Genomic DNA, 26,126 nt, shown 5'->3' on the forward strand with positions numbered 1-26,126 from the left:
TCTTAAGATCGATCTTATGGGCACACCCGTCCGCGTTACTTCGGTCGATCCCGGCATGGTCGAAACCAACTTCAGTTCAGTGCGCTTTCGCGGCGACGAAGAAAAAGCCGCAAAGGTCTACCAGAACATAACGCCACTGCAGCCCGCAGACGTCGCAGACTCTATCGTCTGGGCCGCAAGCCGACCGGCTCACGTCAACATCCACACCATCGTGATGACGACCATCGATCAGGCAAACTCAACCGTCTTCAACCGGCGCAGCTAATCAACAACTCGGCATCATCGATACCACCCGCGCAGTCAGCTCGGCTCGCGCTACAGGTGGATCGTCCAGCCCAGCTCGGCCAGCTTCTCTTCCACATCGGCAAGCGCAATCGTCAGCGCGGATCGCCGATGCGGGCTCGAGGTCCGCTCAGACAGAATCCGTTCCCGCTGCAACTCCAACGACTGCCGTTTACGTTTGCGTTCCGCCGCCGCTACGTTGTCATCTACGGCGACTGGTTTCGGAGCGCCAGCCTGCTGTTGCTGTTCTTCCACCGATTTGCTCTCCCATCCTCGCGACATAGCCTCATTCTACGCCGCCCACAATTAACAGGTGAAAATTTAGTTTCGCCGCACGTTCCTTGTTACCGCACGCATCATCCAATACCACCAGAGGACTCGCATGTTCGCCTATCCCATCACCCAGTTCGGCATCGACCATCTCCAACGGATCGAACTCCCGCAGCCCACACCCACACCCGGCACCGTCCTCATCAAAGTTCACGCCGTCTCGCTCAACTATCGCGACCTCAGGATGGTCGGTGGACTCTATAACCCCAAGATGTCCCTTCCCCGCATCCCCTGCTCTGACGGAGCCGGAGAAGTCGTCGCCGTCGGCGAAGGCGTAACCAACGTCCACATCGGCGACCGCGTCTGCGGCATCTTCATGCAGCGCTGGCTCGACGGTCCACTCACTGCCGAAAAATCCAAAGCCGCCCTCGGCGGCGACATCGACGGCATGCTCGCCGCGTATGCCCTCCTCCATCACGAAGGCGTCGTTCGCTTTCCCAATCACCTCAGCTTCGAAGAAGCCGCCACCCTCCCCTGCGCCGCCGTCACCGCATGGAACGCACTCCACCACGCCGGCGAACCCGCCAATCCCGCGCAATCCGGCGACACCATCGTCATTCAGGGAACCGGCGGCGTCTCCATCTTCGCGCTGCAGTTCGCAAAGCTCCTCGGCGCAAAGGTACTCGGAACCTCATCGAGCGACGAGAAGCTCACACGCGCACGCAGTCTCGGCCTCGACGAAGCATGCAACTACAAACAGGCTCCTGAATGGTCGAAGTGGGTCATGGAAACCACATCAGGCAAAGGAGCCGACCGCATCATCGAAGTCGGTGGCGCCGTCACCCTCAGCCACTCCCTGCGCGCCGCCCGCGTCGGCGGTACCATCGCACAGATCGGCGTACTCTCCGGAGCATCGACAGCAGATCCCCTCGCGCTCACTCCCATCCTGCATAAACAACTGCGCATCCAGGGCATCTACGTCGGCTCCCGCGCCATGTTCGAACAGATGAACGCAGTCATTACGAAGTCTTCGTTGCACCCCATCATCGACCAGGTCTTTCCCGTCGATCAGGTTCAGCAAGCCTTCCTCCACATGGAGTCCGGCTCGCACTTCGGCAAGATCGTCATCCGCCTAGCCAGTCTCTAAATCGAAAGTCTTACGCAACTCGCGTCTGTTGACCATGCGAAAGCCAAGCCCCGCGCATTCACGCAGGCCACGCGTCCGTTGCATATAATCGGAGGACGTCAGGGGGGACTCATCCGCAGTGATTGTAGAGATTGAAGGCCTGCAAAAGATCTACGACGGCAAGCAGCGTGTAGTCGCTGTCGACGGCATCGATCTCGGCGTTCGCGAGGGCGAGCTCTTTGGCCTGCTCGGTCCCAACGGCGCAGGGAAGACCACCACCATCAGCATCTGCACCACGCGCGCCCTGCCCACCTCTGGAAGCGTTCGCATCGCCGGTATCGACGTCGTCAAACACCCTGCACTCGCCCGTCGCCGCATCGGCGTGGTGCCGCAGTACAACACGCTCGACCGCGCCTGCACCATCTTCGAGAACATCAACTTCCACTGCCTCTACTTCGGCTTCTCCCGCACAGAAGCCAAACAGCGCACCGAGCAGCTCCTCGCCCAGTTTCATCTCACCGAGCGCAGCGGAGCATACCCTTCACAGCTTTCTGGCGGCCTCGCCCAGCGCGTCCAGATCGCCCGCGCCATCGCCCACCGCCCCAAAGTTCTCTTCCTCGACGAGCCCAGCGCCGGCCTCGATCCGCAGAGCCGCATCGCCATGTGGGACGCCGTCCGCGGCCTCCGCGAAGAGGGAATCACCGTCGTCCTCACCACCCACTACATGGAAGAGGCCGACGAACTCTGCGAACGCGTCGCAATCATCGACCACGGCAAGATCCTCGTGCAAGACACTCCCTCCGCGCTCAAAGGCTCCGTCGGCGCACAGCGAGTCTACGGCCTCGACCTCCGCAGCCAGGAGAACATCCCCGCCCTCGTGCAGGAGTTGCAGCAGATCTCCGGCGTCGTCAGCGCAGAGCCCACACCCACCGGCGTCCGCATATTCGCCCACGGCGCAGACGGCCTCCTCTCCGACGTCGTAAAACAAGCCAACCCCTACGGCCTCCGCGACCTCACCATCACCGAGACCAGCCTCGAGACCGTCTTCATTCGTCTCACCGGCCGCGACCTCCGCGAGTAGCTGCCATCACCATCGAGACCTCTATGACCACACTGGCCGAACTCGCAACCACACCCGCGCACGACAGTCACGAAACGGCAAAGTTCACGCAGTATGCCCGTGCCTTCGCCGGCCTCTTCCTTCGCGACCTATATGTCCTCCGTCGCGAACTCTTTCCCTTTGTCATCCGCGTCTGCATGAACCCGCTGCTCTTCCTCTTCGTCTTCACCTACGTCATCCCCCACATGAACGCCGGCGCCGCCATGAACCCCACCGCCGGTATGGCCGGCAGCGCCTTCTCAACCGTCCTCCTTCCCGGCCTCATGGCAGTCGCCATCATGTTCAGCGGCATCGCTGCCGTCGCCCTCCCACTCGCGCAGGAGTTCGGCATCACACGCGAGATCGACGACCGCGTCATGTGTCCTCTGCCCGTTCCCTTTGTGGCCATCGAAAAGATCTGCTTCTCCGCCGTGCAGAGCGTCATCGCAGCGTGCATCGTCTACCCGCTCGCCTACTACGTCCCCGCCGTTCATCCCACCACGCACATCACCAACTGGCCCTTCCTCGTCCTCGTGGTGGTCCTCGCCAGCCTCACCGCGGGCGCACTCGGCCTCACCATCGGCACCAGCGTCAAGCCGCAGCAGATCGGCCTCATCTTCGGCGTCGTCGTCATTCCCATCACGTTTCTTGGCTGCGTCTACTATCCCTGGGCCGCGCTCACCCACATCCGCTGGCTCCAGATCGGGGTCCTCATCAACCCCATCGTCTACATGAGCGAAGGCCTCCGCGCCGCCCTTACCCCCACACTCCCGCACATGAACCAGTTTCTGATCGTCGGCATGCTCGTGGCCTCTCTCTGCCTGCTCACCTGGCTCGGTATTCGAGGCTTTCTCCGCCGCGTCATCGGCTAAAGCAAGATCCTATCAGTGTTGCAAATCTCCATCCCGACCAACGGGAGGGCACTCGTCGTTCCTCTCAGCAAAAGAAAAGAGGCCATGGAATGGCCGCCCTCCGCGTAGGAGGCCCGTCCGGCAGGACAAATCAAACCGAAGCCAGCGTCCCACGCAGATGTTCCGCAATCAGCTGCCCGTGAAATCTTCCATTCTCGATGAAGATCTCGTTCGTCCGTTCGCCCGCCACAATCACGCCTGCAAGATAGATCCCCGGCACATTGCTCTCAAGCGTAGCCGGATCGCACGTCGGGCACCGGTCGTTCGCCTCATCCAGCTTCACTCCCAGCCGTTCGATAAAGCTGAAGTCCGGATGGTATCCCGTCAGGGCGAAGACAAACTGATTCGCAATCGTCACCTCACCCTCTGGCGTCGACAGCGTCACATCATCCTCCGAGATCTTCGTCACATTACTGCTGAAGTAAGCCGCGATCTCGCCGTTCTTCACCCGGTTATTAATGTCCGGCAGAATCCAGTACTTCACGTGCCTGTGCATCTCCGCACCACGATGCACCAGCGTCACCTTCGCTCCATGCCGCCAAAGATCCAGCGCCGCAATTGCCGCCGAGTTCTTTCCGCCAATCACCACGACCTCAAGCCCATAGAAGGGGTGTGGCTCATGGTAGTAGTGCTTCACCTTATTTAGGTCTTCCCCAGGAATGCCAAGATAGTTCGGCAGATCGTAGTAGCCGGTCGCGATCACCAGCTTGCGCGCGCGATGCCTCAGCATCCGTCCAAAACGATCCATCGTGTGCACAGAAAAACTTCCGTCCTGCCCATCCACTCGCTCGACGTTTTCATACTGCCGAATGTCCAGCTTGTAGTGCTCAGCGACCTTCCGGTAGTACTCCAGCGCCTCGTTACGATTCGGTTTCTGGTTCGGGCTCGAGAACGGCATGTTCCCGATCTCCAGCAGCTCCGGCGTCGTAAAAAAAGTCATGTTCGAAGGGTAGTGAAACAGCGAGTTGCACAGGCAGCCCTTATCCACCAGCATTGCGGTGAACCCAGCCCGTTGCGCCTCAATCGCGCACGCCAGCCCAGTCGGCCCCGCGCCAATCACTATCAAGTCAACTATCTCTTCATCGCCCATGACCTCATTCTACTGAAGCCAGACGAACCCACTACGCGTGGGGCGGGCGTTCACACGCCTTTTAAAACCTTCGGGCAGTCCTCCCGTCGGTTGGCAAAATCATGATTCCGACCAACGGGAGGACCACCCAAAGGGGTATACAAGTCACGAAGTGACCTCCCCACGAGCAGTGGGCCTTTAGCTATCCAGCGTCACCAGCTTATGCGCGATCGCAAACAGTGCAAGCTCGAGCCTCGTCGACACACCCGTCTTGTCAAAGATATTCGAGAGATGCCGCTTCACCGTCTCCTCGCTGATCGTAAACTGCTTCGCGACATCTTTATTGCTGCAGCCTTCCACGATGCACGTCACAACCTCAAGCTCTCTCGGCGTCAACCCGTACGTCTTCCGCTCCGGGATCGACGCTGCCTGCTTCATCAGCCCATTCAACGCAGTTACCAGGTTGACGACGCGCTCCCCACCAATCCAGTAGTCCCCCGACAACACCGCCCGCAGCGACTTCGAGAGATCCCCCGCGAACGCATCTTTCAGCACAATCCCGCGCGCGCCGATCTGCAGCGCCTCAATCACCTGCTGCGTCGAGATCGTACTCGTCAGCATGATGATCTTCACCCGCGGCGACTTATTCATGATCGCTCGCAGAGCCTCCAATCCCGGCAGCCGCGGCATCGCCAGATCGAGCAGAAGAATATCCGGCTCCAACTCCAGCGTCTGCGTAATCGCAACATCGCCGTCCTCGGCCTCGCCCACCACCTCCATGCCCGGCTCACTCTCCAGCATGTTCTTCACGCCAAACCGCACCACCGGATGATCGTCCGCAACTACGATTCGGATGGGCGCCGCGCCAACGCCTGCACTGTCAGATCTCTTCATGGCTTCCTTCATCCCGCGTCTTCTCCTGACACTTCCCTAGCAGCATCGTCCAAAGTTTTGCGTGCGATCAGAATACGCCGCAGCCGTTCGCCCGCCAGTATCAATTCATCGAGCGAAGCTACATGATCATCACACAATCCTCGCTCCTCCATTGATGTTGCAAGTGTTTGCATCTCCTTTGCTCCCACCATTCCGCAGCTGCCCTTGATCGCATGTGCCTCCCGCCTGAAAGCCGCATCCTCCCCTTGCAACGCCGTCCTTCGCATCTCGATCACACGCCTCTCCACGTCGTCGATGCAAAGCGTATAAAGCTCCCCCATCCGCCCCACGCCCATCAACGCCGCCAGCTTCCCATAGATCTCTTCGTCCAAAGCCGCCACACCGCCACCAGCCACATCCGCGCGCGCCGCCGAACCCCCACGAATCGCCGCCCCCAGCGCCTCCATCGAAAATGGCTTCAGCAAAAACCCATCGAACTCCCGAGCCACGCCCTCCAGCGGCGCACTCCCACTCATTGCCAGCAGCGTCGCTCCCATCCCGCATAACTTGCGTATCCGCCCAGCCAGCTCATTCCCTGTCGTCCCCGGCATCTGCATATCCGTCAACACCACATCGGGCGCCGTCTGCATCGCCCGCAGGCACGCCAGAGCCTCATCCGCCGAAGCCGCCGTCTCCACCTCATACCCATCGGCTTCGAGCAGGAGCTCCAGCACCTCTCGGCTCAGCTCGTCGTCATCCACAATCAGCACACGAACCGGCATCGCCTTTTCCGCCCTCAGCGCAAAGACTATCAACAGTGAGCCTCCCGTACCAATCCCGCGAGTAGGTCTCCAGGCACGATAGGCGGTAAAGTAGTTGCCATGGGTCCGGACGAGCAGCAGCCGCAGCCTCCACATGAGCAAGCTCAAGCCACCGCCGACCTCGCCTCCCTCTCCGCGCGCGTCGAAGCCCTCGAGCGCCAGCTAGCCGAACTTCAATCCCGCCACCCATCCGACCTCCAAAGCCCGCAACTCACCACGCCTCCACCACCCAAGCCCCCAACCACCCACGCGCAAACCGCAACACCCAAAGCCTCCCTAGAAGACCGCATCGGCTCCCAGCTCTTCAGCCGCATCGGCATCGTCGCCCTCCTCATCGCCACCACCCTCTTTCTCAAATGGGCCATCGACAACCACTGGATCGGCCCCATCGGTCGAGTCCTCGCCGGCCTCATCGCCGGAGCCGCCGTCGTCCTCTGGTCCGAACGCTTCCGCCGCCAGGGCTTCCGGCCCTTCGCCTACGCACTCAAAGCCATCGGCACCGGAGCCCTCTACCTCTCGCTCTGGGCCGCCTTCCAGCTCTACCATCTGCTTCCGGCGCCAATCGCCCTCGGCGCCATGATCCTCGTCACCGCATGGAATGCCTTCATGGCGTGGTCGCAAGACAGCGAACTCCTCGCCGCCTACGCACTCGCCGGAGCCTTCGCCACCCCCGCCCTGCTCTCCACCGGAGGCAACCACGAGATCTTCCTCTTCACCTACCTCCTCGCTATCGATATCGCCACAGTCATCCTCGTCCGCCTCAAGTCCTGGCCGCGCCTCCTCCTCGGCGCCTTCCCCGCCACCGTGGCCTACTTCATCGCCTGGTACGTCGTGTGGTTCAACATCGATCGCAGCAACCAGCCCGTCGCCATCACCGAGTTCTCCCTCACCCTCTTCTTCCTCGCCTTCACTATCCCCTCGCTCTCCCCCCGCCGTGAAGAGTCCACCCGCTACTCCTCCATCACCGAAATCCTTCTCCCACTCGCCAACGCCACCTTCATCGCCCTCGCCCTCTACTCTGTCCTCGAAGACGCCGGCCACCACCCTATCCTCGCCTGGATCGCCGTCCTCCTCGCAGCCATCTACCTCGGCCTCATGCGTCTCCCGCAGTCCACCGTCACCCGCGCCGTACATCTGGCCCTCGCCGTCGTCTTCCTCACCATCGCCATCCCGCTCAAAGCCAGCGGCCGTTGGATCACTATAGGCTGGCTCGCCGAAGGAGCCGCCCTCCTCTGGGCCTCCGCGCACCTCGCCAGCTCCACGCCCGCAAACAAAACAAGCACCAGCATCCTCCGCCGTCTCTCCATCCTCGCCCTCGCTCTCGGCCTCTGCGGCCTTCTCATCCAACCGCTCTGGTTCTACCCCGCCGTCGAAACCGCCTTCATCAACAGCCGCTTCGCCACCGCACTCGCAGGCCTCACCGCCTTCGCCCTCTCCACAATCATCGCCCTCCGCACCTCGCGCATCGGCAGCCTCAACAACGACCCCACCGCCCAGCCCGCCACGTCCTCCCCAAACTGGCTCACCATCGCCGCCTGCTCCGTCATCGCCTTCAACCTCACCGCCATCCTCGCCTTTGTCCGCGAGCTCGACACCATCTGGCGCGGCACCGTCAACCACGACGCCGACCTTCAGAACTCCCTCGCCATCTCCGCCTTCCTCCTCCTCTACGGCGCAATCCTCCTCGCCCTCGGCTTCTGGAAACGCTCCGCCTTCCTCCGCTGGCAGGCGCTCATCCTCCTCGTCTTCACCATCGGCAAAGCCTTCCTCTACGACCTCCGCAACCTCAGTCAGGGCTACGGCGTCCTCAGCTTCCTCGGCCTCGGCGCGCTCCTCATGGCCATCAGCTTCGCCTATCAGAAAGACTGGCTGGCCCTGCGCGAACCGCAACCCTCCCATACCGAAGAGGAAAAGGCAGGCGTCCAATGAAGACAGCCCTCCTCGCTCTCCTACTCTGGCAGGCCGCCTCCCCTGCGCCGAACCCCGAGTACCTCCGCTTCCAACGCACCATCACCGTCCCCGCCCCCGGCCAAAGCTGCGCCGTCATCGATCCCCAGCTCTTCCCCCACGCCGCCGCCTCCCTCAAAGACCTCCGCCTCTTCCAGTCCGGCCAGCCCATCCCCTACGCCATCACCCTCAGCGAACCCCAGCAGCTAGACAGCGACACCGCCCAGGTCCGCAACCTCGGCCTCCGAACCCGCACCATCGTCTTCGACGTCGAGATGCCCGCCCGCCCCTACACCGACGTCATCCTCGACCTCGCCGGTCAGGACTTCATCGCCACCGCCACCGTCTCCGGCACCCGCGACTCCAACTACACCAACCAGACCCACCTCGGCGACTTCACCCTCTTCGACCTCACCAGCCAGCATCTCTCCCGCAACACCACCCTCCACCTCCAGGAGACCAGCCTCCCCTACCTCCACATCGAACTCACCCTCTCCTCCGCCCCCGGCACCGGCATCTCCACCGCATCCCCCCAGCACCGGTCATCCCTGCACCTATCGAGCCAGACGCTCACCAACCCCGACGTCCTCCTCAAGATCGTCAAAGGCGTCACCGTCCCTCCCAGCCGCGACGCCCAGTCCCTCTACACCACCGCCGTCCGCACCACCACCATCACGCACAACCACCAGCTCAGCGTCGCCACCTTCAACCTCCCCGAGCGCATCCCCATCGAGCGCGTCTCCTTCGACATCGCCCCCACCTACAAATCCAACTTCAGCCGCGACGTCCACATCACCGACCACCCCGCCGACAACCCTCCCGACAGCCCCGCCGAATCTCTCCCCGGCACCATCCTCCGCGTCAACCTCACTCAAGCTGGCCGCGAGATTCGCCAGCAGCAACTCAGCGTCCCCGCCACCCTCGGCTCCAACATGCAGAGCTCCGCCATCGTCTCCGTCATGGTCGACAACGGAGACGACGCCCCGCTCGCCATCACCGCCGTCCGCCTCGAGACCCGCCAGCGCGAGATCTGCTTCGAAGCCGCCTCCACCCAGCCCCTCACCCTCTTCTACGGCGACCCCGCGCTCACCGCTCCCGTATACGACTACGACCGTCTCTTCTCGCAATCCGCCGCCTTCCACACCGCCCAACTCGGCCCCGAGCAGTTCAATCCCGCCTACCGCTCCCGGCCCGACACGCGCGCCCTCACCGAACGCCACCCCCACCTCCTCTGGATCGCCCTCCTCATCGTCCTCTGCATCCTCGCCGTCATCGCCATCCGCTCCTCCCGCACCATCCACCCCTAAAGAAATGTCCGTGCGGACAGGCCTCCTGCACGGAGGGTGGGCGTTCGCACGCCTCTTTAAACCTTCGGTCGCTCCTCCCGTAGGTCGGCACAAAGATCATCGCCGACCAACGGGAGGCCCACCCAAAGGGGTATACAAGTCCCGAAGTGACCTCACCACGAGCAGTGGGCCGTCCGGCAGGACAAAAGCCTGTCAACCCCCAAAAACACAAATCTCCAACAAACACGCGGCCATTCGCGTGGCGTAGTAGTTATCCCCACCCCGCTATACTGGATACAGAGAGTTAAAAAGAAAGCCCCGGCCATCCCGCCGGGGCTTTCTCTTTTAGAAACAGATATTTACTCGTAACCCATTTCGAATGAATATTTTGCAGGAGGAAAAAATCACAAGTCGCTCAATAGAAAAGACTTAGGCACACCCACCCCCAGGGGAGGGGGTACCCCGGTTGGCTTACCGAAGCGCCGCATCCACCTCGCTCATCCAACCCTGGGCCTTTAAAATCTCCCGCGGCTTCGAACCATCCGCCGGCCCCACCAGCCCGTCGTTGTACATCATGTCGATCAGGTGAGCCGCACGCCCATACCCAATCCGCAGCCGCCGTTGCAGCAGGGAAGTGCTCGCCTTGCCAAACTCGTACACCAGCCGCACCGCATCGTCGTACATCGGATCGTTATCCTCCGACCCCTCGCCGCCGTCCCCATCCTTGCCGGTGCCCGCATCCTCCTTCGGCCCTTCTAGGAAGCCATGGACATACTCAGCCTCGCCCTGCGCCTTCCAGAACGCCGTCACAGCCGAGATCTCCTTCTCCGTCACAAACGGCGCATGCACCCGCTGCACCCTACTCGTTCCCGGCGGCAGATACAACATATCGCCGCGCCCCAGCAGGCTCTCCGCACCGTTCGAATCGATGATCGTCCGCGAGTCCACCTTCGTCGCCAGCCGGAAGCTCATACGCGTCGGCACATTGGCCTTGATCAACCCGGTGATGACATCTACCGAAGGCCGCTGCGTCGCCAGCACCAGATGTATCCCAACCGCACGAGCCATTTGCGCCAGCCGCGTGATCGACTCTTCCACGTTCGACCGATCGAGCATCATCAGATCAGCCAGCTCATCGATGATGATGATGATGTACGGCAGCGGCTCCTGGTTCACATCCTCGAACAGGTACTCACTGCCATGGTCGAACAATTTATTGAACTGATCGATGTTCCGAACATGGTTCGCAGCCAGCAACTTTAGCCTTCGCTCCATCTCGCGGACGGCATTGCGCAGCGCATTCGCCGCCAGCTTCGCCTCCGTAATGATCGGCGTAAACAGATGCGGAATCCCTTCATACATCCCAAGCTCAACCCGCTTCGGATCAACCAGAATCATCCTCACCTGTTCAGGAGTCGACTTGAACAGCACGCTCATAATCATCGCGTTGATCGCCACCGACTTACCCGAACCAGTCGAACCAGCGATCAGCACATGCGGCATGCTCGCCAGATCTGCCGTCACAATCCGCCCATTGATGTCCTTACCCAACGCAATCGCCAACCGCGACTTCGACTGTGCAAAGCTCTCGCACTCCACCACATCGCGCAGCCAGATTGTCTCCCGCTCATGGTTCGGCACCTGGATTCCAACCGTGCTCTTTCCCGGCATCCGCTCGATCAGGATCGACTCCGCAGCCATCGCCAGGCAAAGGTCATCGGCCAATCCTGTAATCCGAGCGACCTTCACACCAGCCTCAGGCTTGAACTCGAACGTCGTCACCACAGGACCCGGATTGATCTGCGTCACCTGTCCATCGACGCCAAACTCCGCCGACTTCTCCACCAGAATGCGCGCCTCTTCGCGCAGCGCATCCTCCCGAACCACAGCGTGCTCCTCACTGCGATACAGCAGCGACGAAGGCGGCAACTTGTACCCGCGAACACTCTTCGGCACAATCGTCACCGGCTTGATATCTGCATCCGCCCGCTTGCCAAACGAGATACCCTCCGGCAACCGCTGTAACGGAGCCATCGCCGCCGGAGCAAACGCAGCCGCAGCCGGTTGCTCAACCACCTTACGAGGAGCCCGCACCGCAGCAGGAGGCTGCGCCTGTACTTGGTCCTCCATCCCGAAGTTGAAGCTCCGGTCGTTGAAGTTAGAGTCATCGTCCAGCGCATGCATCGGCGCCGCAGCCTTCGCCAACACCTCAGCAAAAGGTGCCGCCGCCGCCGCCGCCGTACCAAAAGCCGTCACTGGAGGAGCATCCACCAGCGTCCGAGGCATAGCCTGGAAGATGGAAGTCGGATGCCCCGCAGCCGCAATCTCCTCCGGCGCAACCGAGATCGGATCGATACGCTTCTTCCTGCTCAACCATCCAAACAGTCCGCTCAGCAGAGTCGTGCTCTCCGGCTCCATCCTCTTCCGCTCGACTTCTTCCACCAGCTCTCGCGCCCGCCGCGCCTTCGCCTCAGCCTGCTCCCGCTTGCTCCCGTACGAATCTTCCATGGCAGCCATCGCACCTGCGCGCCTGCTCCGACGCTGCGACCACCACTCCCAAAGCCGCTGCACAAACCCAAACCGGATCGTCGCCCACTCCCGCGCCGTATTGAACGTAAACGTAGTCGCGAGATACAGCGACACGGCAACCATCAGCGTTAGCACAATCGCCGCACCCGGCAGGTTCAGGTAGTGCACCATGAAGTCCGCCAGCAGCCGCCCCGTCGTACCCTCCACCGGCAGCGAGTGCCTCCACTCCATCGCACCCGGCAGCAGTGCAATCGCCGCTGGCCCGAAGACCACCCACATCGCCATCCCAATCGTCTTCGCCAGCGGAGACCCAGCCGGACGCGACCGCATCCAGCACACCCCCAGCCGTCCCAGCACCAGCGGAAGAAAGAACGCAGCCACCCCAATCAACTGCAGCGTCCCATCGGCGAAGTAAGCGCCAACCATGCCAGTCCAGTTATGTGCGGGCCTCCCCGTCACATAGCTTCCCACTGTATTGAACGAGGGATCCGTCGGCGTATAGCTCGCCAGCGCCAGCAGCAGCAGCCCGGCAGACACCAGCACAACCATGCCGATAATCTCGTTCAGGCGGCGATTGCGCGACGGGGTCGAAACAAGTCTCAAAGTTTTCATGGGGGCCTTCATAGAGGGTGGGGGACGCGCGGACTCTCACACGCCAGGCGCAGGGTCGCTGCACCCCGGGCGAAGATCAAGTCCGCGAACCACCAGAGCACCTTCGATTATCCCAGACCGCATCCCCGCCCCGGCGGGAAACTCGGAAAACCTGCTTCGGGGTATCCGAATACAAACCCACAGCCCATTCCGTGCATCTATCTCTCCATATCCGCCGCCGGGCCAGTTTCTCCCGGCGGACCTTAGTACCGGTTGGCAGGGGCGTGGGGTTTTCGCGATTTCTCCTGCTTGCCGTCGGCGGAGGAGAATCGCGCACAGCCGACGGACCCTGCTCCAACCGGAAAGTAAAAACTCCAAAAAGATTGAGGTCTTCTATGTCGACAGATACAGGCAAGCAGCACGAAATGCAGCGCGCCATCAACTCCCTTATCAGCACACTTCTCGACAGCCAAAAAGGCTTCGCAGATATCGGCGAGCACCTCAAGGATGAGACCCTGAAGCGTTACTTCCTCGCCGAATCACTCAAGCGCGCTAGCTTTCGTGGCGATCTCGAAGAGGTTCTCCACCAGAACGGCGTTCACGATATCAAGGAGTCCGGCACCACCGCAGGTACCGTTCACCGCGTCTGGGGCGATCTCAAAGCAAAGATGGGCGGCGGCGACCACACCCTTCTCGAGACCGCAGAGCAGGGCGAAGACGAGGCCAAGAAAGCTTATGCGGATGCCCTCGATCAGGACCTACCCCTGCCCGTACGCCAGTTGATCGCCGAGCAGCAGGCTCATGTCCTCACCTCGCACGACTACGTCCGCAACCATCGCGACGCGCTCGTAAGCAAGTAAACACATCCGCAAGATACTTATCAGATGGCGTAAAAATCATTCGATCCGCGGCGAGTCTCAACACTCGCCGCATTTTTTTGTGCCCTACGATTTTGACAGGGAGAGAATCAACAGCATGATCGGACGCATCCTCCTCGCCGTTCTCTTCATGCTCTCAGGCAGCCTGCACTTCATCGCTCCAAGGCTCTACCTCAAGATCGTTCCACCCATCCTGCCTGCCCCGCTCGCCATCGTCTACATCAGCGGAGTCGCAGAGATCCTCGGCGGTCTCGGCCTCTTCATGCGACCCACGCGCCACGCAGCTGCTTGGGGACTAGTTGCGCTGCTCATCGCAGTCTGGCCAGCCAACATATACATGGCAACCTCCCACCTCACCATGCCCGGCGTCATGGGACAAAGCTGGGCGCAGTGGCTCCGCATCCCCCTGCAAATCCCACTCATCTACTGGGCATGGCTCTACACAAAAAACTAACAGTTCGAGCTTTAGTAGCCCGCGTGATACAGCCCAAACACCACCACCGAAGCCACCAGGCAATAAATCCCAAACAGATACCAGCGTCCCTCTTCCAGCCAACTGCTCAGCCATCTCAGCGCCACCAATCCAGCGAAGAACGAAAACACCGCGCCCAGCAAACTGCTGACGACGCTGCCATGAAAGTCAATCGGCACGCCCGCTGCAGTCGCCTCATGCGAAGCCTTCACCAGCCGCAAGAACTCTCTCCCCAACACAGCCGGCGTCAACACCACCGCAAGCGCAAAGCTGAACCGCTCCGCCCGCTCCTTGCTTGCACCCGTCAGCATTCCGGTCGAGATCGTCGCACCTGACCGCGAGAATCCGCGAAACGGCAGGCAAAGCCCCTGAACCGCCCCGATCCAACCCGCCTGCCGCATGGTCACACTGTCGCCATAGACCTGCTCATGCGCGCCCATGCGTCTCTTCTCCATCAGCCCGGCGATCAGGATAATCACTCCAGCCGCCGCCAGCGCCGGTGCGATCAGATCGAGACGATCGAACAGCAGCTCAATCTCAGCCTTCGAAGACCCCTTGAACATCGTCTTCTCTATCAACTTATTGATCGCCTCACCGATCACACCCGTAAGCAAAGTCGCCCAGATTGCGCGAATCGCAAACCGCTTGAAAGCGTCCGCACTGGAAAAGAACGTCCGCTTCCACTGGTTCCAGAAGTAGACAATCACGGCAAACATCGTTCCCGTATGCAGCATCACCAGCATCAGCGTCATCTGTGGCGAAGACATGTTCAGGTGCATCAGCTTCCCCGCAACCACCACATGCGCGGAGCTGGACACCGGCAATAACTCAGCAAGCCCCTGCACAATAGCAAGGAGGATGACTTTAAAGATCGACATACCTCCATCCTAAAGCGTCCGCATGTGTAAACGGTAAATTCGAAATCGTCCCGACCCGCCAAAGGTACCCGCGATTCGACTTCAATCCCGATCGCTCCCATACACCGGAATCCCCTGCGACACCCGAAAAGCTATACTCGCTCCCCGCGCTGCATAGTCCGACTTCGGATACCTCGTCTTCAGATCCTCCGCCAGCGCCAGGGTCCTCTTTGCCGCCTCGTCCGACCGCTTACGATCCTCCTGCACCATATACATCGTCACCGCCACGCCCTGTCGATACACCGCGTTATACAAAGCCTCCGCCGCCTTCGGGCTGTCTTGGTACTGCTGCGCATACTTCTGGTAGAGCCCCGTCTCCATCTCCGGACACTTCGGGAGTCCCTGCCAGTCCCCGCACAGCTTGTTGTCCAACAGATCGTACGCGGCCATCGCTGCATACCCGCTGCCCGGATATCTCTTCATCACCTTCTTTAACTCGCCCTCGTACAACTGAGGCCTCAGGTACGCCTCTTGCTCCTTCGCGCTCGGCAGCGTACTCGCATCCAGCTTGTCCAGTTGCCAGCGAATATCCGCCGCCCGCCAAGCCGCCGCCCCAGCCAGATCGGAATTAGGAAAGTACTCGACCACACGCTTGTACAACAGATGTGCCGACCCCGCAGCACCCTTCGGCGCATTCGGATGCGTCGCCTCATCCTCGAAGTTCGCCGCTGCCCCATACAGAATCGCGTCGCCGCCCGCCGTGCTTCCGCCCACAATCCCCTTGTCCCGAATCCATCCCGAAGCCGGCGTTACATTCGCATCTTCACCAAACTCCGGCGTGTTCTTGTTATCCTCGTTCGCGTCGTCGCCCACATCTGTATTGGCAAATACCTTCACCCACGGCCCATTCCGCTCAACGATCACCACCTCATGCCCCGGCGTCACCAGCGAAACCTTCTGCGAGTCCGCGTCCGCCGCTACATACACATTCGCATCGTGTAGTACAGTAGCTCTCGCCGCCGACTTGTCGTATCCCTGCGCCTGCTGCTGCCCTCCCGCCCATTCAACCCCTGCGCCGCACACCAGAAGCACAGCCGTCACAACCCGCATCCCGCTAGACCGCCACAAAGTAGAAACCCGCATAAGCCTCAATCACCCCGCAACCGCAGCGCCGAGATTATCCTCTCCCGCTGCAGAATACCGTTCAGTCTAAGCGTTCCACCCTCAAGTCATCCACCGACATCATGAAACCACCAGCACCAGCTCCACTCCCGTTATTTGCATCCAACCTATAAACTAAGGGAACATCGCCGCGCATATTGCGGGCAAGCATGCCCGAACGCCTTATGACCTTGCAGACAGACGACTATTCGAGCCTCAAGCGAAGGCTAATCCTCCGCGATGCCCTCACCTTCCTGACGCTCCTGCTTGTCACCGTGGTTCTCTTTCTCGTCACTCTGTTCCTCTTCCGCTCCTTCGCCTCTCACCGTCAGGAACTCGCCCTGCGCTGGTCTGCCCGAGGCCAATCCGCTCTCTCGTCCGGCCACCCCGACCAGGCCATCATCGCTCTCCGCACCGCACTCTCTTACACCCCCGGCCAGCGCTCCTACGAGCTTCTCCTCGCCCAGGCACTCGGCGAAGCAGGCCACACCGAAGAGTCCTACAACTACTTCCTCGGACTCTGGGAGACCCAGCCCGGCGACGGCTTCATCAACCTCAGCCTCGCCCGCATCGCCGCGAAAAAGAACGATCCCCAGGCCGCAATCAACTACTACCGCGCCTCCATCTACGGCACCTGGGAGGGCGACGGTGTCCTCCGCCGGCGCGAGGTCCGCCTGGAGCTCGCACGCTTCCTCCTCGCCCATCACGACCCGGCTACCGCCCGCACCGAAATCCTCATCGCCGCTGGCAACGCCCCCGACGACGCGTCCCTGACCCTCACCCTCGCCAGCCTACTGGAACAGGCAGGCTCTCCTCGCGACGCCCTAACCCTCTACGACAAAGTTCTCGCTCAGCAACCGAAGAATCAAACCGCTCTACTCGCCGCCGGCCGCCTCCACTATGACGCCGGACACTTCGACGACGCCCATCGCATGCTCCAGCAAGCCATCCAGAGCCACACGCCCGCGGACGAAGCTCTCGCCCCCACAATGCAGACCATGCTTGAAAACTCCACCCAGATCCTCGCCCTCGAGCCTTCGAAGCATCTCCCCACCACCGAGCGCGTAGCGCGCATCCTCAGGGCGCGCGACCTCGCGAAAAAGCGCTTCGACGCCTGCAATGCCCAGATCTCCGCCGCCAGCGGCCTCTCGGCACCCCTGCAGCATCTCAGCACGCAATGGTCGAGCCCGCAAGCCTCCCTTAGCCGCTCCAACCTGACCAACGACCCGACCCAGCAAGACGCCACCATGCAACTGGTCTTCGACACCGAAACCCAAACCGCTCGCATCTGCGGCCCACCCACAGGCGACGACGCGCTGCTCCTGCTGCTCGCCCAACGATCGAACGCGCTGGAACCGTAGACGTGAGAACGGAACTCTGACCGAAAAATGGATACGCAGCCCACCCTCGTAGAGAAAGATCCCGCCCTCGCCAACATCGGCGACGAACAGGTCATCGCGCGCATCGCACCCCTGCGCGAAGAGCGCATCTTCCTTCTGCTCTCCATCTTCATCGGTGTCATCTCCGGTCTCCTGGTCGTCTCTTTCCGCATGGCCATAGAGTGGCTCAGCGTCCTTCTGCTCGGCTCCTCTCCAAACCCTCACCAGCCGCGTCTCATCATCGTTCCCGCCGCTGCCGGTCTGGTCATCGCCGTCCTCACCCGCTACGTCTTTCCCAAGGTCCGCGGTAGCGGCATCAACCAGACCAAGGCCGCCCTCTACATCAGCAACGGCTACATCTCCTTCCGTACGGTCATCGGCAAGTTCCTCCTCTCAGCACTCGCCATCGGCAGCGGGCACTCCCTCGGCCCCGAAGATCCATCGCTCCAGATCGGCGCCGGCGTTGCCTCCCTCATCAGCCGCCGTCTCGGCATGTCGAAAGAAAAGCTCCGCATCTTTGCTCCCATCGGAGCCGCCGCCGGACTCGCCGCAGCCTTCAACGCCCCCATCTCCGCCATCCTCTTTGTCATCGAAGAGGTCATCGGCCAGTGGAGCGCCGCCGTCCTCGGCTCCATCGTCCTCTCCGCCATCTCCAGTGTCGTCGTCGCCCGCTCTTTCTGGGGATCGGAACCGATGTTCCGCATCCCCGTCATCGACCTGCGCGACTCCCGCGAGCTCCTCGCCTACGCCGCCCTCGGTGTCGTCGGTGGCTTCGCCTCTCTCGTCTTCGCAAAGTCTCTCAGCTACCTCCGCCCCAAACTTCGCAGCCTGCCTCCCTGGTCGCAGCTCATCCAACCCGCACTGGCAGGGCTCCTCGTCGGAAGCATCGGCTTCTTCGGCCTCACGCAGGTTATGGGAGCAGGCTACGAAGCGATCGACCAGGCCATGCACTCTCAGTTCGCCTGGCGCATGCTCCTGCTCCTCGCCATCTTCAAGATCATCGCCACCACCCTGTCATTCTCAAGCGGCACCCCCGGCGGCATGTTCGCCCCCACCCTCTTCATCGGAGCCATGCTCGGCGCCGCCGTCGGTACCTTCGAAAAGCTCTACTTCCCACACCTCACCGGCTCCATCGGCTCCTACGCGCTCGTCGGGATGGGCGTCCTCTTTGCCGCCTTCCTTCGAGCTCCGCTCACCTCCGTCTTCATGGTGCTCGAGGTCAGCGGCAACTACTCCATCGTCCTTCCCGTCATCCTCGCCAATACCATCGCCTACCTCATCTCGCGCGTCCTGCAGCCCATCCCCATCCTCGAGCAGTTCACCCACCAGGACGGCCTCGATCTGCCCTCCATGGAGGAGCTCCGCGAAGAGAGCAACCTCCATCTCGAAGACGCCATGCAACCCGTCACAGCCCCGGTCCTCCAAGGCAGCGAGACCATCGCCGAGACCCTCCGCTCACTCGCCCAGTACGAAGACATCCGATCCACCCCCGTCTTCCTCATCCACTGCAGCGACGGCCTCTGGTACGCCGCCACAAGAGAAGAGCTCGAAGCCCTCAGCTCCAGCGATCATCCCATCACAGATCCCCACCCCGCGCCCGGCTTCGAAGCCCACACTCTCTCCGAACGCCTCGGCCCCGAACGCACCCCTGTCCTCTTTCCAGACCTACCCCTGTCAAGCGCCCTGCCGCACTTCCAACGCTGGCCCCTGCTCCCCGTTACCAACCGAGCCATGCGCGGATCCCTCGAAGGCACAGTGACCCTCCAGGACGTCCTCAACCGCTACCAGAAGCAGAAGCACTAGGAGCATCGCCGCAGCCGTAACAAGTTCGCCTTACCGTAACCTTTGCGTTGCTATTGGTCTTGTTGTTGTTCCTGTTCTTGCTGTTGCCTGCTCTTTTGTTTTGTCATCCCGTAGGGATCTGCGGTTGCACTAAACATCTTTCGCCCTACCAATCGAATCAAACCAGGACTCTCTCCTGATCAAGTCCAACCCATCAAACGGCGGCAACTAAGCCCTCCCCGCAGCCAACTCCCCCTCCAACCTCTCTCTCAGTTCCGACTCCAGATTCCCCCCACTCAAAACCACCGTAACCTTCCTGGCCCTTGGCAGCTCCTCCGCATGAAACAGCGCCGCCGCCAGCGTCACCGCCCCACTCGGCTCCGGCACTAGCTTCGTCGCCCCTAACATCACCCGCATCGCCGCCAGTATCTCCTCCTCCGACACCGTCACAATCCCATCCACAAACTTCATCACATGCGCAAAGTTCAGCACTCCCATACTCTGCGTCCGCAATCCATCTCCAATCGTCCGAGTCGTCTTCGCCGCCGGCCACTCCACCAGCGTCTTCGAGTAGAAACTCTCCTTCGCATCCGCCGCCAGCTCCGGCTCCACGCCCCACACCTTCACCGCCGCATCCACCAACCCAGCCTCCGCCGCCAGCTTCACCGCCGTCGCTGTCCCACTCAGCAGCCCACCCCCGCTCACCGGCGACATCACCAGCTCCACACCCGGCAGCTGCTCCACAATCTCCAGCCCGCACGTAGCCTGTCCCGCAATAATCTCCCTTGCGTCATACGGCGGAATCATCGCGTAGCCAAACTCCGCCACCAGCTCCTCCGCCTTCATTCGCCTCTCCGACGAAGCCGGTCCCACCTCCACAATCTCCGCGCCCAGCGCCTTCGTAGCAGCTTTCTTCACCTCCGGAGCGTTCGCCGGCATCACAATCACCGCCTTCGCCCCCAGCGCCCGCGCCGCATACGCCACACCCTGTGCATGGTTGCCGCTCGAGTACGTAATCACCCCGCGCCGCAGCGCCTCCGCCGACAACTGCGCCACCATGTTGTAAGCCCCACGCAACTTGAAGCTGCCAATCGGCTGCTCGCTCTCTGCCTTGATGTAAAGATCGAACTCCGGCTCCGGAAACCCACCCATCCGCAACCGGGCCCGCTCCACCCGATACAGCGGCGTCCTCACCGCAACCCCAGCAATCCGCTCCTTCGCGGCCCGAATCTCCTCTAACGTCACAAACTCGTTCATCCCTCAGCGTCCTCTACCCAGAGGATACCGCCAGGCGAACAGCCGCACCAGTCGCCGCTAAAAGATCCGCCCCAACCCAAAGAACCACTTCCGGTGATCGCTATCCCCGATGCTCGCACCGCCATAGAGCGGCCCAATCAGAGTCTTAATGACCAGCGCACCTGAGACATCGTTCGGCAGGCTAGGCGTTCCCGCGGCACCATCCCACACCTTTCCAATCTCATAAAATCCTGCCGCATAGATCGAGTCGCCGAGCACTGGGTTCAGCTTCGTCAACTGGTACTCATACCCCACCTGCCCCAGAAAGTAATCGCTCCCCAGCAGCTCGCCGCGTCCGTACGCACTCAACTGCAGCGGCCCTCCCAGCGAAAATCCCGCCAGCCCCAAATTCGTCGCGCCAAAGCTTGTTCCACCCGCGATCGTCCCAAAGATAATCCCTCGCGTCTTTACCGGCGTAAAGTGCGCCGCCCGCGAGTTCCACTGCGAGTACCCATTCGATCCGTTCGGTCGCTGCGTCGAGTAGGTATATCGCGTCAACATCTCCGTGCCCTTCGTCGGCACCTGCACACTATCTTGTCCGAGGTATTGAAACTGTACATTGCTCACCCAGGGCGTCAGATGAAACACCTGCTCGATCGGCTGTCCTACGCGCAGCGTCTCGCCAAACCACTGGTAGTCCTCGCCCACCCTCAGCTCCGCCTTCGAGCTGAAGCTATACCCGAGATCCGCGCCAAATCCGTTCCTCTGCTCCGTATACTCCGACAGCTCCTGGCTTCCCGAATAAAAAGATGAGACCGTGTGCTGGTAATAGATCCGAGGAGCAACAAAATACCGTCGACCCGCGATCAGCGGCTTGTACAACTCCGCCGTCGCTCCCGCCACCTGCCCCACACCCGCGTTCACACGCAGCTCCGATCCCGGTCCCGCAAGCCCAAAGAAAGTCGCTCGCCCACCCAGTCCCAACTGAATATCATTCGAATCATTCGAAGACAGCGTGAGTCCGAGATTCAGAAACGGCGGCCCATACTCCTTCAGTCTCGGCCGCACCAGCAACCCCGTCTCGTTGTCTTTATCCACCAAGTTGTAGCTGACGCTCGAGTAAGAGCCCGTCCCCTGCAAGTCTGCGATCGTCTCTTCGAGCTTCTTCTCATCCAGCGGCTTGTTCACATACTTCTCAAACTCGTTCGCCACCTGGGCACGCTGCGCGCCCTTCATCCCGTAGATATCGATGAATCGCGGCGTCGGAATCTTCGTCCTCCGTCTCGCATTCCGCTCCGCCACGTACTTGGCCCAGTCCGCATCGTTCAGCGCATACTTCTCCAGCTCCGCCGCATGCTCCTCGGCCACCTTCATCCCCTGCGGAATAATATCGTCGCTCTTCTCAAAGTCGCTCGACGTAAACTTGCTCACGTCCGCCTTCAGCAGAATGTTCGCATTCTTCATGCTGTTTAGCTCGTTCGCTGCAACCATGATCGCTACGTTCCTGCCCGCCACCCCCACCAGCGAGTTGAAGCTCGCCGGATCCACCGGCCCCGTATCCAGAAACACCGCAATCACAATATCCGCGCCCATCGACCGCGCCACATCTACCGGTAGATTATTCACCGCGCCGCCATCCGAGTAGATCTGCGTCCCATGCGTCACCGGCGCGAACACGCCCGGAATCGACATCGTTGACCGCATCGCCTGCGCCAGCGATCCATCCTTGAACACATGCTCCTTGCCCGTCGTAATATCCGTCGCCACGCACCGAAAGGGAATCGGCAGGTCGTCAAAGTTCTTCAGATCGTAGTAAGGCAGCATCTCCCGATCCAGCAGCAGCCCCACCGCCGCGCCCGAGTTCAACCCATTCGGCAGACTCAGTCCATGCTTCAACCCAAGCTCCAGCCGGTTCGGAAACGCCAGCCTGTCTTCCTTGCGCCTGTAACTCAGCGCCGGAAACGGTACCTGCCCGCTCAGCACCGCAGCCCAGTTGATGCCGCCCACAAACTCCGTAATATCCTGCGGACTCTTGCCCGAGGCATACAGCCCACCCACCAGCCCACCCATGCTCGTCCCAGCCACATCGTCCACTGGAATGTGGTGCTCCTCCATCCACTGGATCACCCCGATATGCGCAAACCCCAGCGCCCCGCCGCCTTCCAGAACCAGCCCGATCCTCTGCCTCGTCGGCGGCTCAATCACCGGCTTCTGCGCCTGCGCCGTCGGGCCAGTCACGTGTGCCGCGAGCAGCCCCAACAGTGAAAGAACTCCAAAGTATCTTCGAGACGTCTTGGCCGCGTAAATAAAACCCATCGTGGAAGGCCTCGCCCAGAACTGTGTACCGTTCCAATCCTATGTCGGCAATCAGTCTCGACTAAATAATTCAAACCTCCCGCATCACAACTCTAATCATCCCCGCGCGCGGGATCACGCCTCTCTCAATGGGAACGATTGCCGTCTCCTGATACGCACTCTAAAATCTGCATAGTCAGCCACTTCCGTTTACTACATAACTTCTCTGTTCCACGCTCGACAACCAGGACCCGGAGATTGCATGTTCTCTGCGCGCATTGCTGCTCTTGTTCTCTGCCTCACGATCTTCTATTCAGCACAACGGCCCGAAGCCACCGGCACCGTAACCGGCCATGTTCTTTGCGCCGACACCAATCTTCCCGCACGCAACGCCCACGTTCTCCTGCAGGCCGTTGTCGACAAATCCCAAACTACGAAGGCGCCCAAAGGGGAACAGCCAACCCAGGCAATCTCTGTCTTCTCTGCGACTCTTCTCGATGGCAGTTTTACCATTCCTAACGTGGCCCCAGGCGACTACTACATCTTCGTCGAAAAGCCTGGCTATCTCTCTCCTTTTGCCTCGATCTCGCGCGAAGACCTCGATCACCCGAAGCCTGAAACGGCGGATCTCATCTCCAAACTGCTCACGCCCGTGACGGTGGTGGCTAATCGCACCTCCAACGCAGAGGTACGCATCTTGAAAGGCGCTGCCATCTCCGGCACTATCCGCTTCGATGATGGCATCCCAGACGCTAACGCCCCCATCCATCTTCTCAACAAAGATAAGACCGGCAAGTGGGTCTCGTTTCGTACCAAATTAATCGCAGGCCCGTTTGAGGGTACGCCTACTGACGACCAGGGTCACTATCGCATCAGTGGTCTGCCCGCGGGGGAATACCTGGTCCAAACCTCCCTCGCGCTCATCAACATTGTCACGAGTGAGGTCTATGCCGAAAACGGTGGCATCGCGAACGAAACCAAATACTCCCTTGACCTCTACTCCGGCGATAGCTTTCGCAGGCGAGACGCGACCTCCATCAAGCTCTCAGAAGGAGAAGAGTCAACCTCCGCAGATATCACCATTCCTCTCTCGAAGCTGCACTCTGTCTCTGGCAGCCTGCTCGCAGCCAGAACCGGCCACACCGTCAACGCAGGGAACGTCGCCATCGTCTATCCCGACGATGACACCCAGCTTGTTTCCACTAAAATCAGCGAAGACGACGGCTCGTTCCGCTTCTTCTACGTTCCCGAAGGCCAATACACCCTAAAGATCACCGACGCACGCGATGTAAGCCGCGAAGAGGTTCCTTATCCTCCAGGGAGCTTTCCGCCATTTCATATCGTTGAAAAGAAGATTCGCGAATACGATCCGCAGCAGCAGCCCATCATCATCAACGCCGACCTGAGTGGCGTTACCGCTCAGGTCCAGCCCAAACCATCTGCCGGTCCATCGCCAAAGTCCAACTGAAGACAAAAGAGGCGCCCGTTAGGGCGCCTCTTCTTACACTCTTACTTCGAAATCAGATCTCCAGAATCACCGGCATAATCAAAGGCCGCCGGCTTGTGCTCTTCTGGATATACCGCTTCAGGTCATTCCGGATCTTTTCCTTGATCACGCCATAGTCCGCCTTCTCTTCAGACGACGAACCCTCCAGCGTTCTCAGCACCACCTGCCGAGCCTCCGCAATCAGGCCCTCCTCAGGAACAGCCATACCGCGCATCACGATCTCCGGCGGATTCTCAAGCAATCCTGTCCGTTTGTTGATCGCAATAATCGGCAGCACAATGCCGTCTTCGCTCAGGTGCTTCCGGTCGCGAATGACGATGTCTTCCACCACGTCGGTCGAGGTTCCACCCGAGTCGATACAAACCCGACCCACCGTGACCTTGCCCGTCTTCGTAGCTGAACCCTTATCCAGCTCCAGAACGTCGCCGTCCTCCAGCAGAATCGTCTTCTCGACCACGCCCATCGCACCCGCCAGCTCCGCATGCCGCTTCAGGTGGCGATAGTCTCCATGCACCGGGATAAAGAACTTCGGCCTCACCAGGTTGATCATCAACCGCAGCTCTTCCTGGCTCCCATGTCCGCTCACGTGGATCAGCCCGGACTGGCCGTCATCATGAATCACCTTCGCATCGCGCCGCTCAAGATGGTCGATCATCCTATAGATCGACTTCTCATTACCCGGAATCACGCGCGAGCTCAGCAACACCGTATCGCCCGCATCGATATGCGCGAACTTGTGGTTGTTCACCGCCGCCCGGCTCAGCGCGCTCATCGGCTCGCCCTGTGTCCCACTGATCATGATCAGCAGCTTGTTCGGCGGCATATCCCTAATCTGCCCTGGATTGATAATCAATCCCTGCGGCACATCCAGATAGCCAAGGTCCTGCGCAATCTCGGTCGAGTTATCCAGCGAACGCCCGATCACCGCGACCTTGCGTCCATGCTGCGCCGCAAGCTCCATCGCCAGCCGAATCCGGTGGATCGAAGAGGAGAAGCAGCTGAAGAAAAGCTTCTTCTTCGTCTGCGAAAAGATCTCGTCGAGCTTAGGCCGAACCGCACGCTCGCTCGGCGTATATCCGTTGCGGTCCACGTTGGTGGAGTCCTGCAGCAGCGCCAGCACACCCTGCTTGCCCAGCTCGGCAAACGAGTGCAGGTCAAACGGCTTGTTGTCCGGCGGCGAAAGGTCGATCTTAAAGTCGCCAGTATGCAGAATCACGCCCACGGGTGTATGAATCGCCAGCGCCACGCAGTCCACCAGCGAGTGCGTCACCCGGATCGGCATCACCGAAAAAGGCCCCAGCGTAAATCGCTTGCCGGGAATCATCTCGTTCAGATCCGCATCATCCAGCAGGCGATGCTCTTCCAGCTTGCCTTCCACATACGCCAGCGTGAACTCGGTCCCGTACACCGGAACGTTCAGCTCAGACAGAATCCACGGCAGTCCGCCGATGTGGTCTTCGTGCCCATGCGTCAAAAGGATCGCGCGAACCTTCTCGCGGTTTTCAGTCAAATAGCTGATATCCGGGACAACAATGTCCACACCCAGCAACTCTTCTTCAGGAAACATCAGACCGGCATCGATGACGATAATGTCATCCTGCCAGCGGAGGGCCATGCAGTTCATACCGAACTCACCAAGGCCACCCAGCGGAATCATCTTCAATTTATCTTGTGCCATCAACCTCCAATCTTAGCATCGTCATGCGATTGCCCCGTGAATCGTAACGTGTGACACGTCTCAACCCACAGGGCCTC

General features: G+C 60.7%; 20 protein-coding genes and 1 pseudogene. 11 read left to right on the forward strand and 10 right to left on the reverse strand.

The features are described from left to right. Positions 1-265: pseudogene (locus tag GSQ82_RS17770) on the forward strand (NAD(P)-dependent oxidoreductase); the annotation flags it as partial. A 50-nt stretch (positions 266-315) separates the two neighbouring features. Here the strand turns inward: GSQ82_RS17770 and GSQ82_RS17775 are convergent. Beyond that, positions 316-537 (reverse strand): hypothetical protein, encoded by a 222-nt coding sequence (locus GSQ82_RS17775; RefSeq protein WP_158793496.1) that lies wholly within the window; start codon positions 535-537, stop codon positions 316-318. 127 nt (positions 538-664) lie between these two features. On the opposite strand from GSQ82_RS17775, the gene GSQ82_RS17780 reads away from it, so the two are divergent. From GSQ82_RS17780 to GSQ82_RS17790, 3 genes are all read left to right on the forward strand, one after another. After that, positions 665-1,699 (forward strand): NAD(P)-dependent alcohol dehydrogenase, encoded by a 1,035-nt coding sequence (locus GSQ82_RS17780; protein WP_158793497.1) that lies wholly within the window; start codon positions 665-667, stop codon positions 1,697-1,699. 118 nt (positions 1,700-1,817) lie between these two features. Then, positions 1,818-2,759: an ABC transporter ATP-binding protein gene (locus GSQ82_RS17785; RefSeq protein ID WP_158793498.1), complete on the forward strand. Its 942-nt coding sequence runs from the start codon at positions 1,818-1,820 to the stop codon at positions 2,757-2,759. A gap of 23 nt (positions 2,760-2,782) precedes the next feature. Next, a complete protein-coding gene (locus GSQ82_RS17790; protein WP_158793499.1) occupies positions 2,783-3,649 on the forward strand; it encodes an ABC transporter permease in 867 nt (288 codons plus the stop codon). A 130-nt stretch (positions 3,650-3,779) separates the two neighbouring features. Here GSQ82_RS17790 and GSQ82_RS17795 read toward each other — a convergent pair whose 3' ends face one another. The 3 genes from GSQ82_RS17795 to GSQ82_RS17805 all read right to left on the reverse strand — a co-directional run bounded on the left by GSQ82_RS17795 (position 3,780) and on the right by GSQ82_RS17805 (position 6,547). Next, a complete protein-coding gene (locus GSQ82_RS17795; protein ID WP_158793500.1) occupies positions 3,780-4,778 on the reverse strand; it encodes a YpdA family putative bacillithiol disulfide reductase in 999 nt (332 codons plus the stop codon). A 177-nt stretch (positions 4,779-4,955) separates the two neighbouring features. Beyond that, positions 4,956-5,663, reverse strand: a complete 708-nt coding sequence (locus GSQ82_RS17800; protein ID WP_158793501.1) for a response regulator transcription factor — start codon at positions 5,661-5,663, stop codon at positions 4,956-4,958. Continuing rightward, on the reverse strand, positions 5,660-6,547 hold the full coding sequence (locus GSQ82_RS17805) for a response regulator (RefSeq protein WP_158793502.1): 888 nt from the start codon (positions 6,545-6,547) through the stop codon (positions 5,660-5,662). Before GSQ82_RS17805 ends, GSQ82_RS17800 begins: the two co-directional genes overlap by 4 nt. On the opposite strand from GSQ82_RS17805, the gene GSQ82_RS17810 reads away from it, so the two are divergent. After that, a complete protein-coding gene (locus tag GSQ82_RS17810) occupies positions 6,512-8,380 on the forward strand; it encodes a DUF2339 domain-containing protein (protein WP_158793503.1) in 1,869 nt (622 codons plus the stop codon). The genes GSQ82_RS17805 and GSQ82_RS17810 overlap by 36 nt on opposite strands. After that, positions 8,377-9,705 carry a DUF3999 family protein gene (locus GSQ82_RS25390; RefSeq protein WP_158793504.1) on the forward strand — a complete coding sequence of 443 codons (1,329 nt, stop codon included), beginning with the start codon at positions 8,377-8,379 and terminating at the stop codon, positions 9,703-9,705. The genes GSQ82_RS17810 and GSQ82_RS25390 overlap by 4 nt, the downstream gene beginning before the upstream one ends. Before the next feature lie 450 nt (positions 9,706-10,155). On the opposite strand, the gene GSQ82_RS17820 is transcribed toward GSQ82_RS25390, so the two are convergent. After that, positions 10,156-12,825: a DNA translocase FtsK gene (locus GSQ82_RS17820; RefSeq protein ID WP_158793505.1), complete on the reverse strand. Its 2,670-nt coding sequence runs from the start codon at positions 12,823-12,825 to the stop codon at positions 10,156-10,158. A gap of 374 nt (positions 12,826-13,199) precedes the next feature. Here GSQ82_RS17820 and GSQ82_RS17825 point away from each other — a divergent pair, with 374 nt between their 5' ends. Both GSQ82_RS17825 and GSQ82_RS17830 read left to right on the forward strand, forming a co-directional pair. Continuing rightward, positions 13,200-13,664, forward strand: coding sequence for a PA2169 family four-helix-bundle protein (locus GSQ82_RS17825; protein ID WP_158793506.1), 465 nt, complete (start codon positions 13,200-13,202; stop codon positions 13,662-13,664). Between the two features lie 115 nt (positions 13,665-13,779). Then, positions 13,780-14,136: a DoxX family protein gene (locus GSQ82_RS17830; protein WP_158793507.1), complete on the forward strand. Its 357-nt coding sequence runs from the start codon at positions 13,780-13,782 to the stop codon at positions 14,134-14,136. 11 nt (positions 14,137-14,147) lie between these two features. Here the strand turns inward: GSQ82_RS17830 and GSQ82_RS17835 are convergent, their stop codons facing one another. Next, complete coding sequence (locus GSQ82_RS17835; protein ID WP_158793508.1) at positions 14,148-15,032, reverse strand: undecaprenyl-diphosphate phosphatase; 885 nt, start codon at positions 15,030-15,032, stop codon at positions 14,148-14,150. An 81-nt stretch (positions 15,033-15,113) separates the two neighbouring features. Next, positions 15,114-16,121 (reverse strand): hypothetical protein, encoded by a 1,008-nt coding sequence (locus tag GSQ82_RS17840; RefSeq protein WP_254061724.1) that lies wholly within the window; start codon positions 16,119-16,121, stop codon positions 15,114-15,116. Positions 16,122-16,357: 236 nt separating this feature from the next. On the opposite strand from GSQ82_RS17840, the gene GSQ82_RS17845 reads away from it, so the two are divergent. Both GSQ82_RS17845 and GSQ82_RS17850 read left to right on the forward strand, forming a co-directional pair. Continuing rightward, positions 16,358-17,533: a lipopolysaccharide assembly protein LapB gene (locus GSQ82_RS17845; protein ID WP_158793510.1), complete on the forward strand. Its 1,176-nt coding sequence runs from the start codon at positions 16,358-16,360 to the stop codon at positions 17,531-17,533. 27 nt (positions 17,534-17,560) lie between these two features. Further along, a complete protein-coding gene (locus GSQ82_RS17850) occupies positions 17,561-19,354 on the forward strand; it encodes a chloride channel protein (RefSeq protein ID WP_158793511.1) in 1,794 nt (597 codons plus the stop codon). A 207-nt stretch (positions 19,355-19,561) separates the two neighbouring features. Here the strand turns inward: GSQ82_RS17850 and GSQ82_RS17855 are convergent, their stop codons facing one another. Further along, positions 19,562-20,590, reverse strand: coding sequence for a threonine/serine dehydratase (locus GSQ82_RS17855; protein ID WP_158793512.1), 1,029 nt, complete (start codon positions 20,588-20,590; stop codon positions 19,562-19,564). Positions 20,591-20,647: 57 nt separating this feature from the next. Beyond that, the gene (locus GSQ82_RS17860; RefSeq protein WP_158793513.1) at positions 20,648-22,885 is read right to left on the reverse strand and encodes a patatin-like phospholipase family protein; all 2,238 of its coding nucleotides are present in this window, start codon (positions 22,883-22,885) and stop codon (positions 20,648-20,650) included. A gap of 241 nt (positions 22,886-23,126) precedes the next feature. On the opposite strand from GSQ82_RS17860, the gene GSQ82_RS17865 reads away from it, so the two are divergent. Then, complete coding sequence (locus GSQ82_RS17865) at positions 23,127-24,332, forward strand: hypothetical protein (RefSeq protein WP_158793514.1); 1,206 nt, start codon at positions 23,127-23,129, stop codon at positions 24,330-24,332. A gap of 52 nt (positions 24,333-24,384) precedes the next feature. Here GSQ82_RS17865 and GSQ82_RS17870 read toward each other — a convergent pair whose 3' ends face one another. Beyond that, a complete protein-coding gene (locus tag GSQ82_RS17870; protein ID WP_158793515.1) occupies positions 24,385-26,049 on the reverse strand; it encodes a ribonuclease J in 1,665 nt (554 codons plus the stop codon). Between the last annotated feature and the right edge of the window lie 77 nt (positions 26,050-26,126).

It is taken from the genome of Granulicella sp. L60, from assembly GCF_009765825.1.
GTDB lineage: Bacteria > Acidobacteriota > Terriglobia > Terriglobales > Acidobacteriaceae > Edaphobacter.

What these genes read in the sequence shown, in the direction of transcription:
- GSQ82_RS17780 (WP_158793497.1), top strand. Translation starts at nt 665, where the DNA reads ATGTTCGCCTATCCCATCACCCAGTTCGGCATCGACCATCTCCAACGG.
- GSQ82_RS17790 (WP_158793499.1), top strand. Translation starts at nt 2,783, where the DNA reads ATGACCACACTGGCCGAACTCGCAACCACACCCGCGCACGACAGTCAC.
- GSQ82_RS17795 (WP_158793500.1), bottom strand. Translation starts at nt 4,778, where the DNA reads ATGGGCGATGAAGAGATAGTTGACTTGATAGTGATTGGCGCGGGGCCG.
- GSQ82_RS17800 (WP_158793501.1), bottom strand. Translation starts at nt 5,663, where the DNA reads ATGAAGGAAGCCATGAAGAGATCTGACAGTGCAGGCGTTGGCGCGGCG.
- GSQ82_RS17810 (WP_158793503.1), top strand. Translation starts at nt 6,512, where the DNA reads ATGGGTCCGGACGAGCAGCAGCCGCAGCCTCCACATGAGCAAGCTCAA.
- GSQ82_RS17805 (WP_158793502.1), bottom strand. Translation starts at nt 6,547, where the DNA reads ATGTGGAGGCTGCGGCTGCTGCTCGTCCGGACCCATGGCAACTACTTT.
- GSQ82_RS25390 (WP_158793504.1), top strand. Translation starts at nt 8,377, where the DNA reads ATGAAGACAGCCCTCCTCGCTCTCCTACTCTGGCAGGCCGCCTCCCCT.
- GSQ82_RS17820 (WP_158793505.1), bottom strand. Translation starts at nt 12,825, where the DNA reads ATGAAAACTTTGAGACTTGTTTCGACCCCGTCGCGCAATCGCCGCCTG.
- GSQ82_RS17825 (WP_158793506.1), top strand. Translation starts at nt 13,200, where the DNA reads ATGTCGACAGATACAGGCAAGCAGCACGAAATGCAGCGCGCCATCAAC.
- GSQ82_RS17830 (WP_158793507.1), top strand. Translation starts at nt 13,780, where the DNA reads ATGATCGGACGCATCCTCCTCGCCGTTCTCTTCATGCTCTCAGGCAGC.
- GSQ82_RS17835 (WP_158793508.1), bottom strand. Translation starts at nt 15,032, where the DNA reads ATGTCGATCTTTAAAGTCATCCTCCTTGCTATTGTGCAGGGGCTTGCT.
- GSQ82_RS17840 (WP_254061724.1), bottom strand. Translation starts at nt 16,121, where the DNA reads ATGCGGGTTGTGACGGCTGTGCTTCTGGTGTGCGGCGCAGGGGTTGAA.
- GSQ82_RS17845 (WP_158793510.1), top strand. Translation starts at nt 16,358, where the DNA reads ATGACCTTGCAGACAGACGACTATTCGAGCCTCAAGCGAAGGCTAATC.
- GSQ82_RS17850 (WP_158793511.1), top strand. Translation starts at nt 17,561, where the DNA reads ATGGATACGCAGCCCACCCTCGTAGAGAAAGATCCCGCCCTCGCCAAC.
- GSQ82_RS17855 (WP_158793512.1), bottom strand. Translation starts at nt 20,590, where the DNA reads ATGAACGAGTTTGTGACGTTAGAGGAGATTCGGGCCGCGAAGGAGCGG.
- GSQ82_RS17860 (WP_158793513.1), bottom strand. Translation starts at nt 22,885, where the DNA reads ATGGGTTTTATTTACGCGGCCAAGACGTCTCGAAGATACTTTGGAGTT.
- GSQ82_RS17865 (WP_158793514.1), top strand. Translation starts at nt 23,127, where the DNA reads ATGTTCTCTGCGCGCATTGCTGCTCTTGTTCTCTGCCTCACGATCTTC.
- GSQ82_RS17870 (WP_158793515.1), bottom strand. Translation starts at nt 26,049, where the DNA reads ATGGCACAAGATAAATTGAAGATGATTCCGCTGGGTGGCCTTGGTGAG.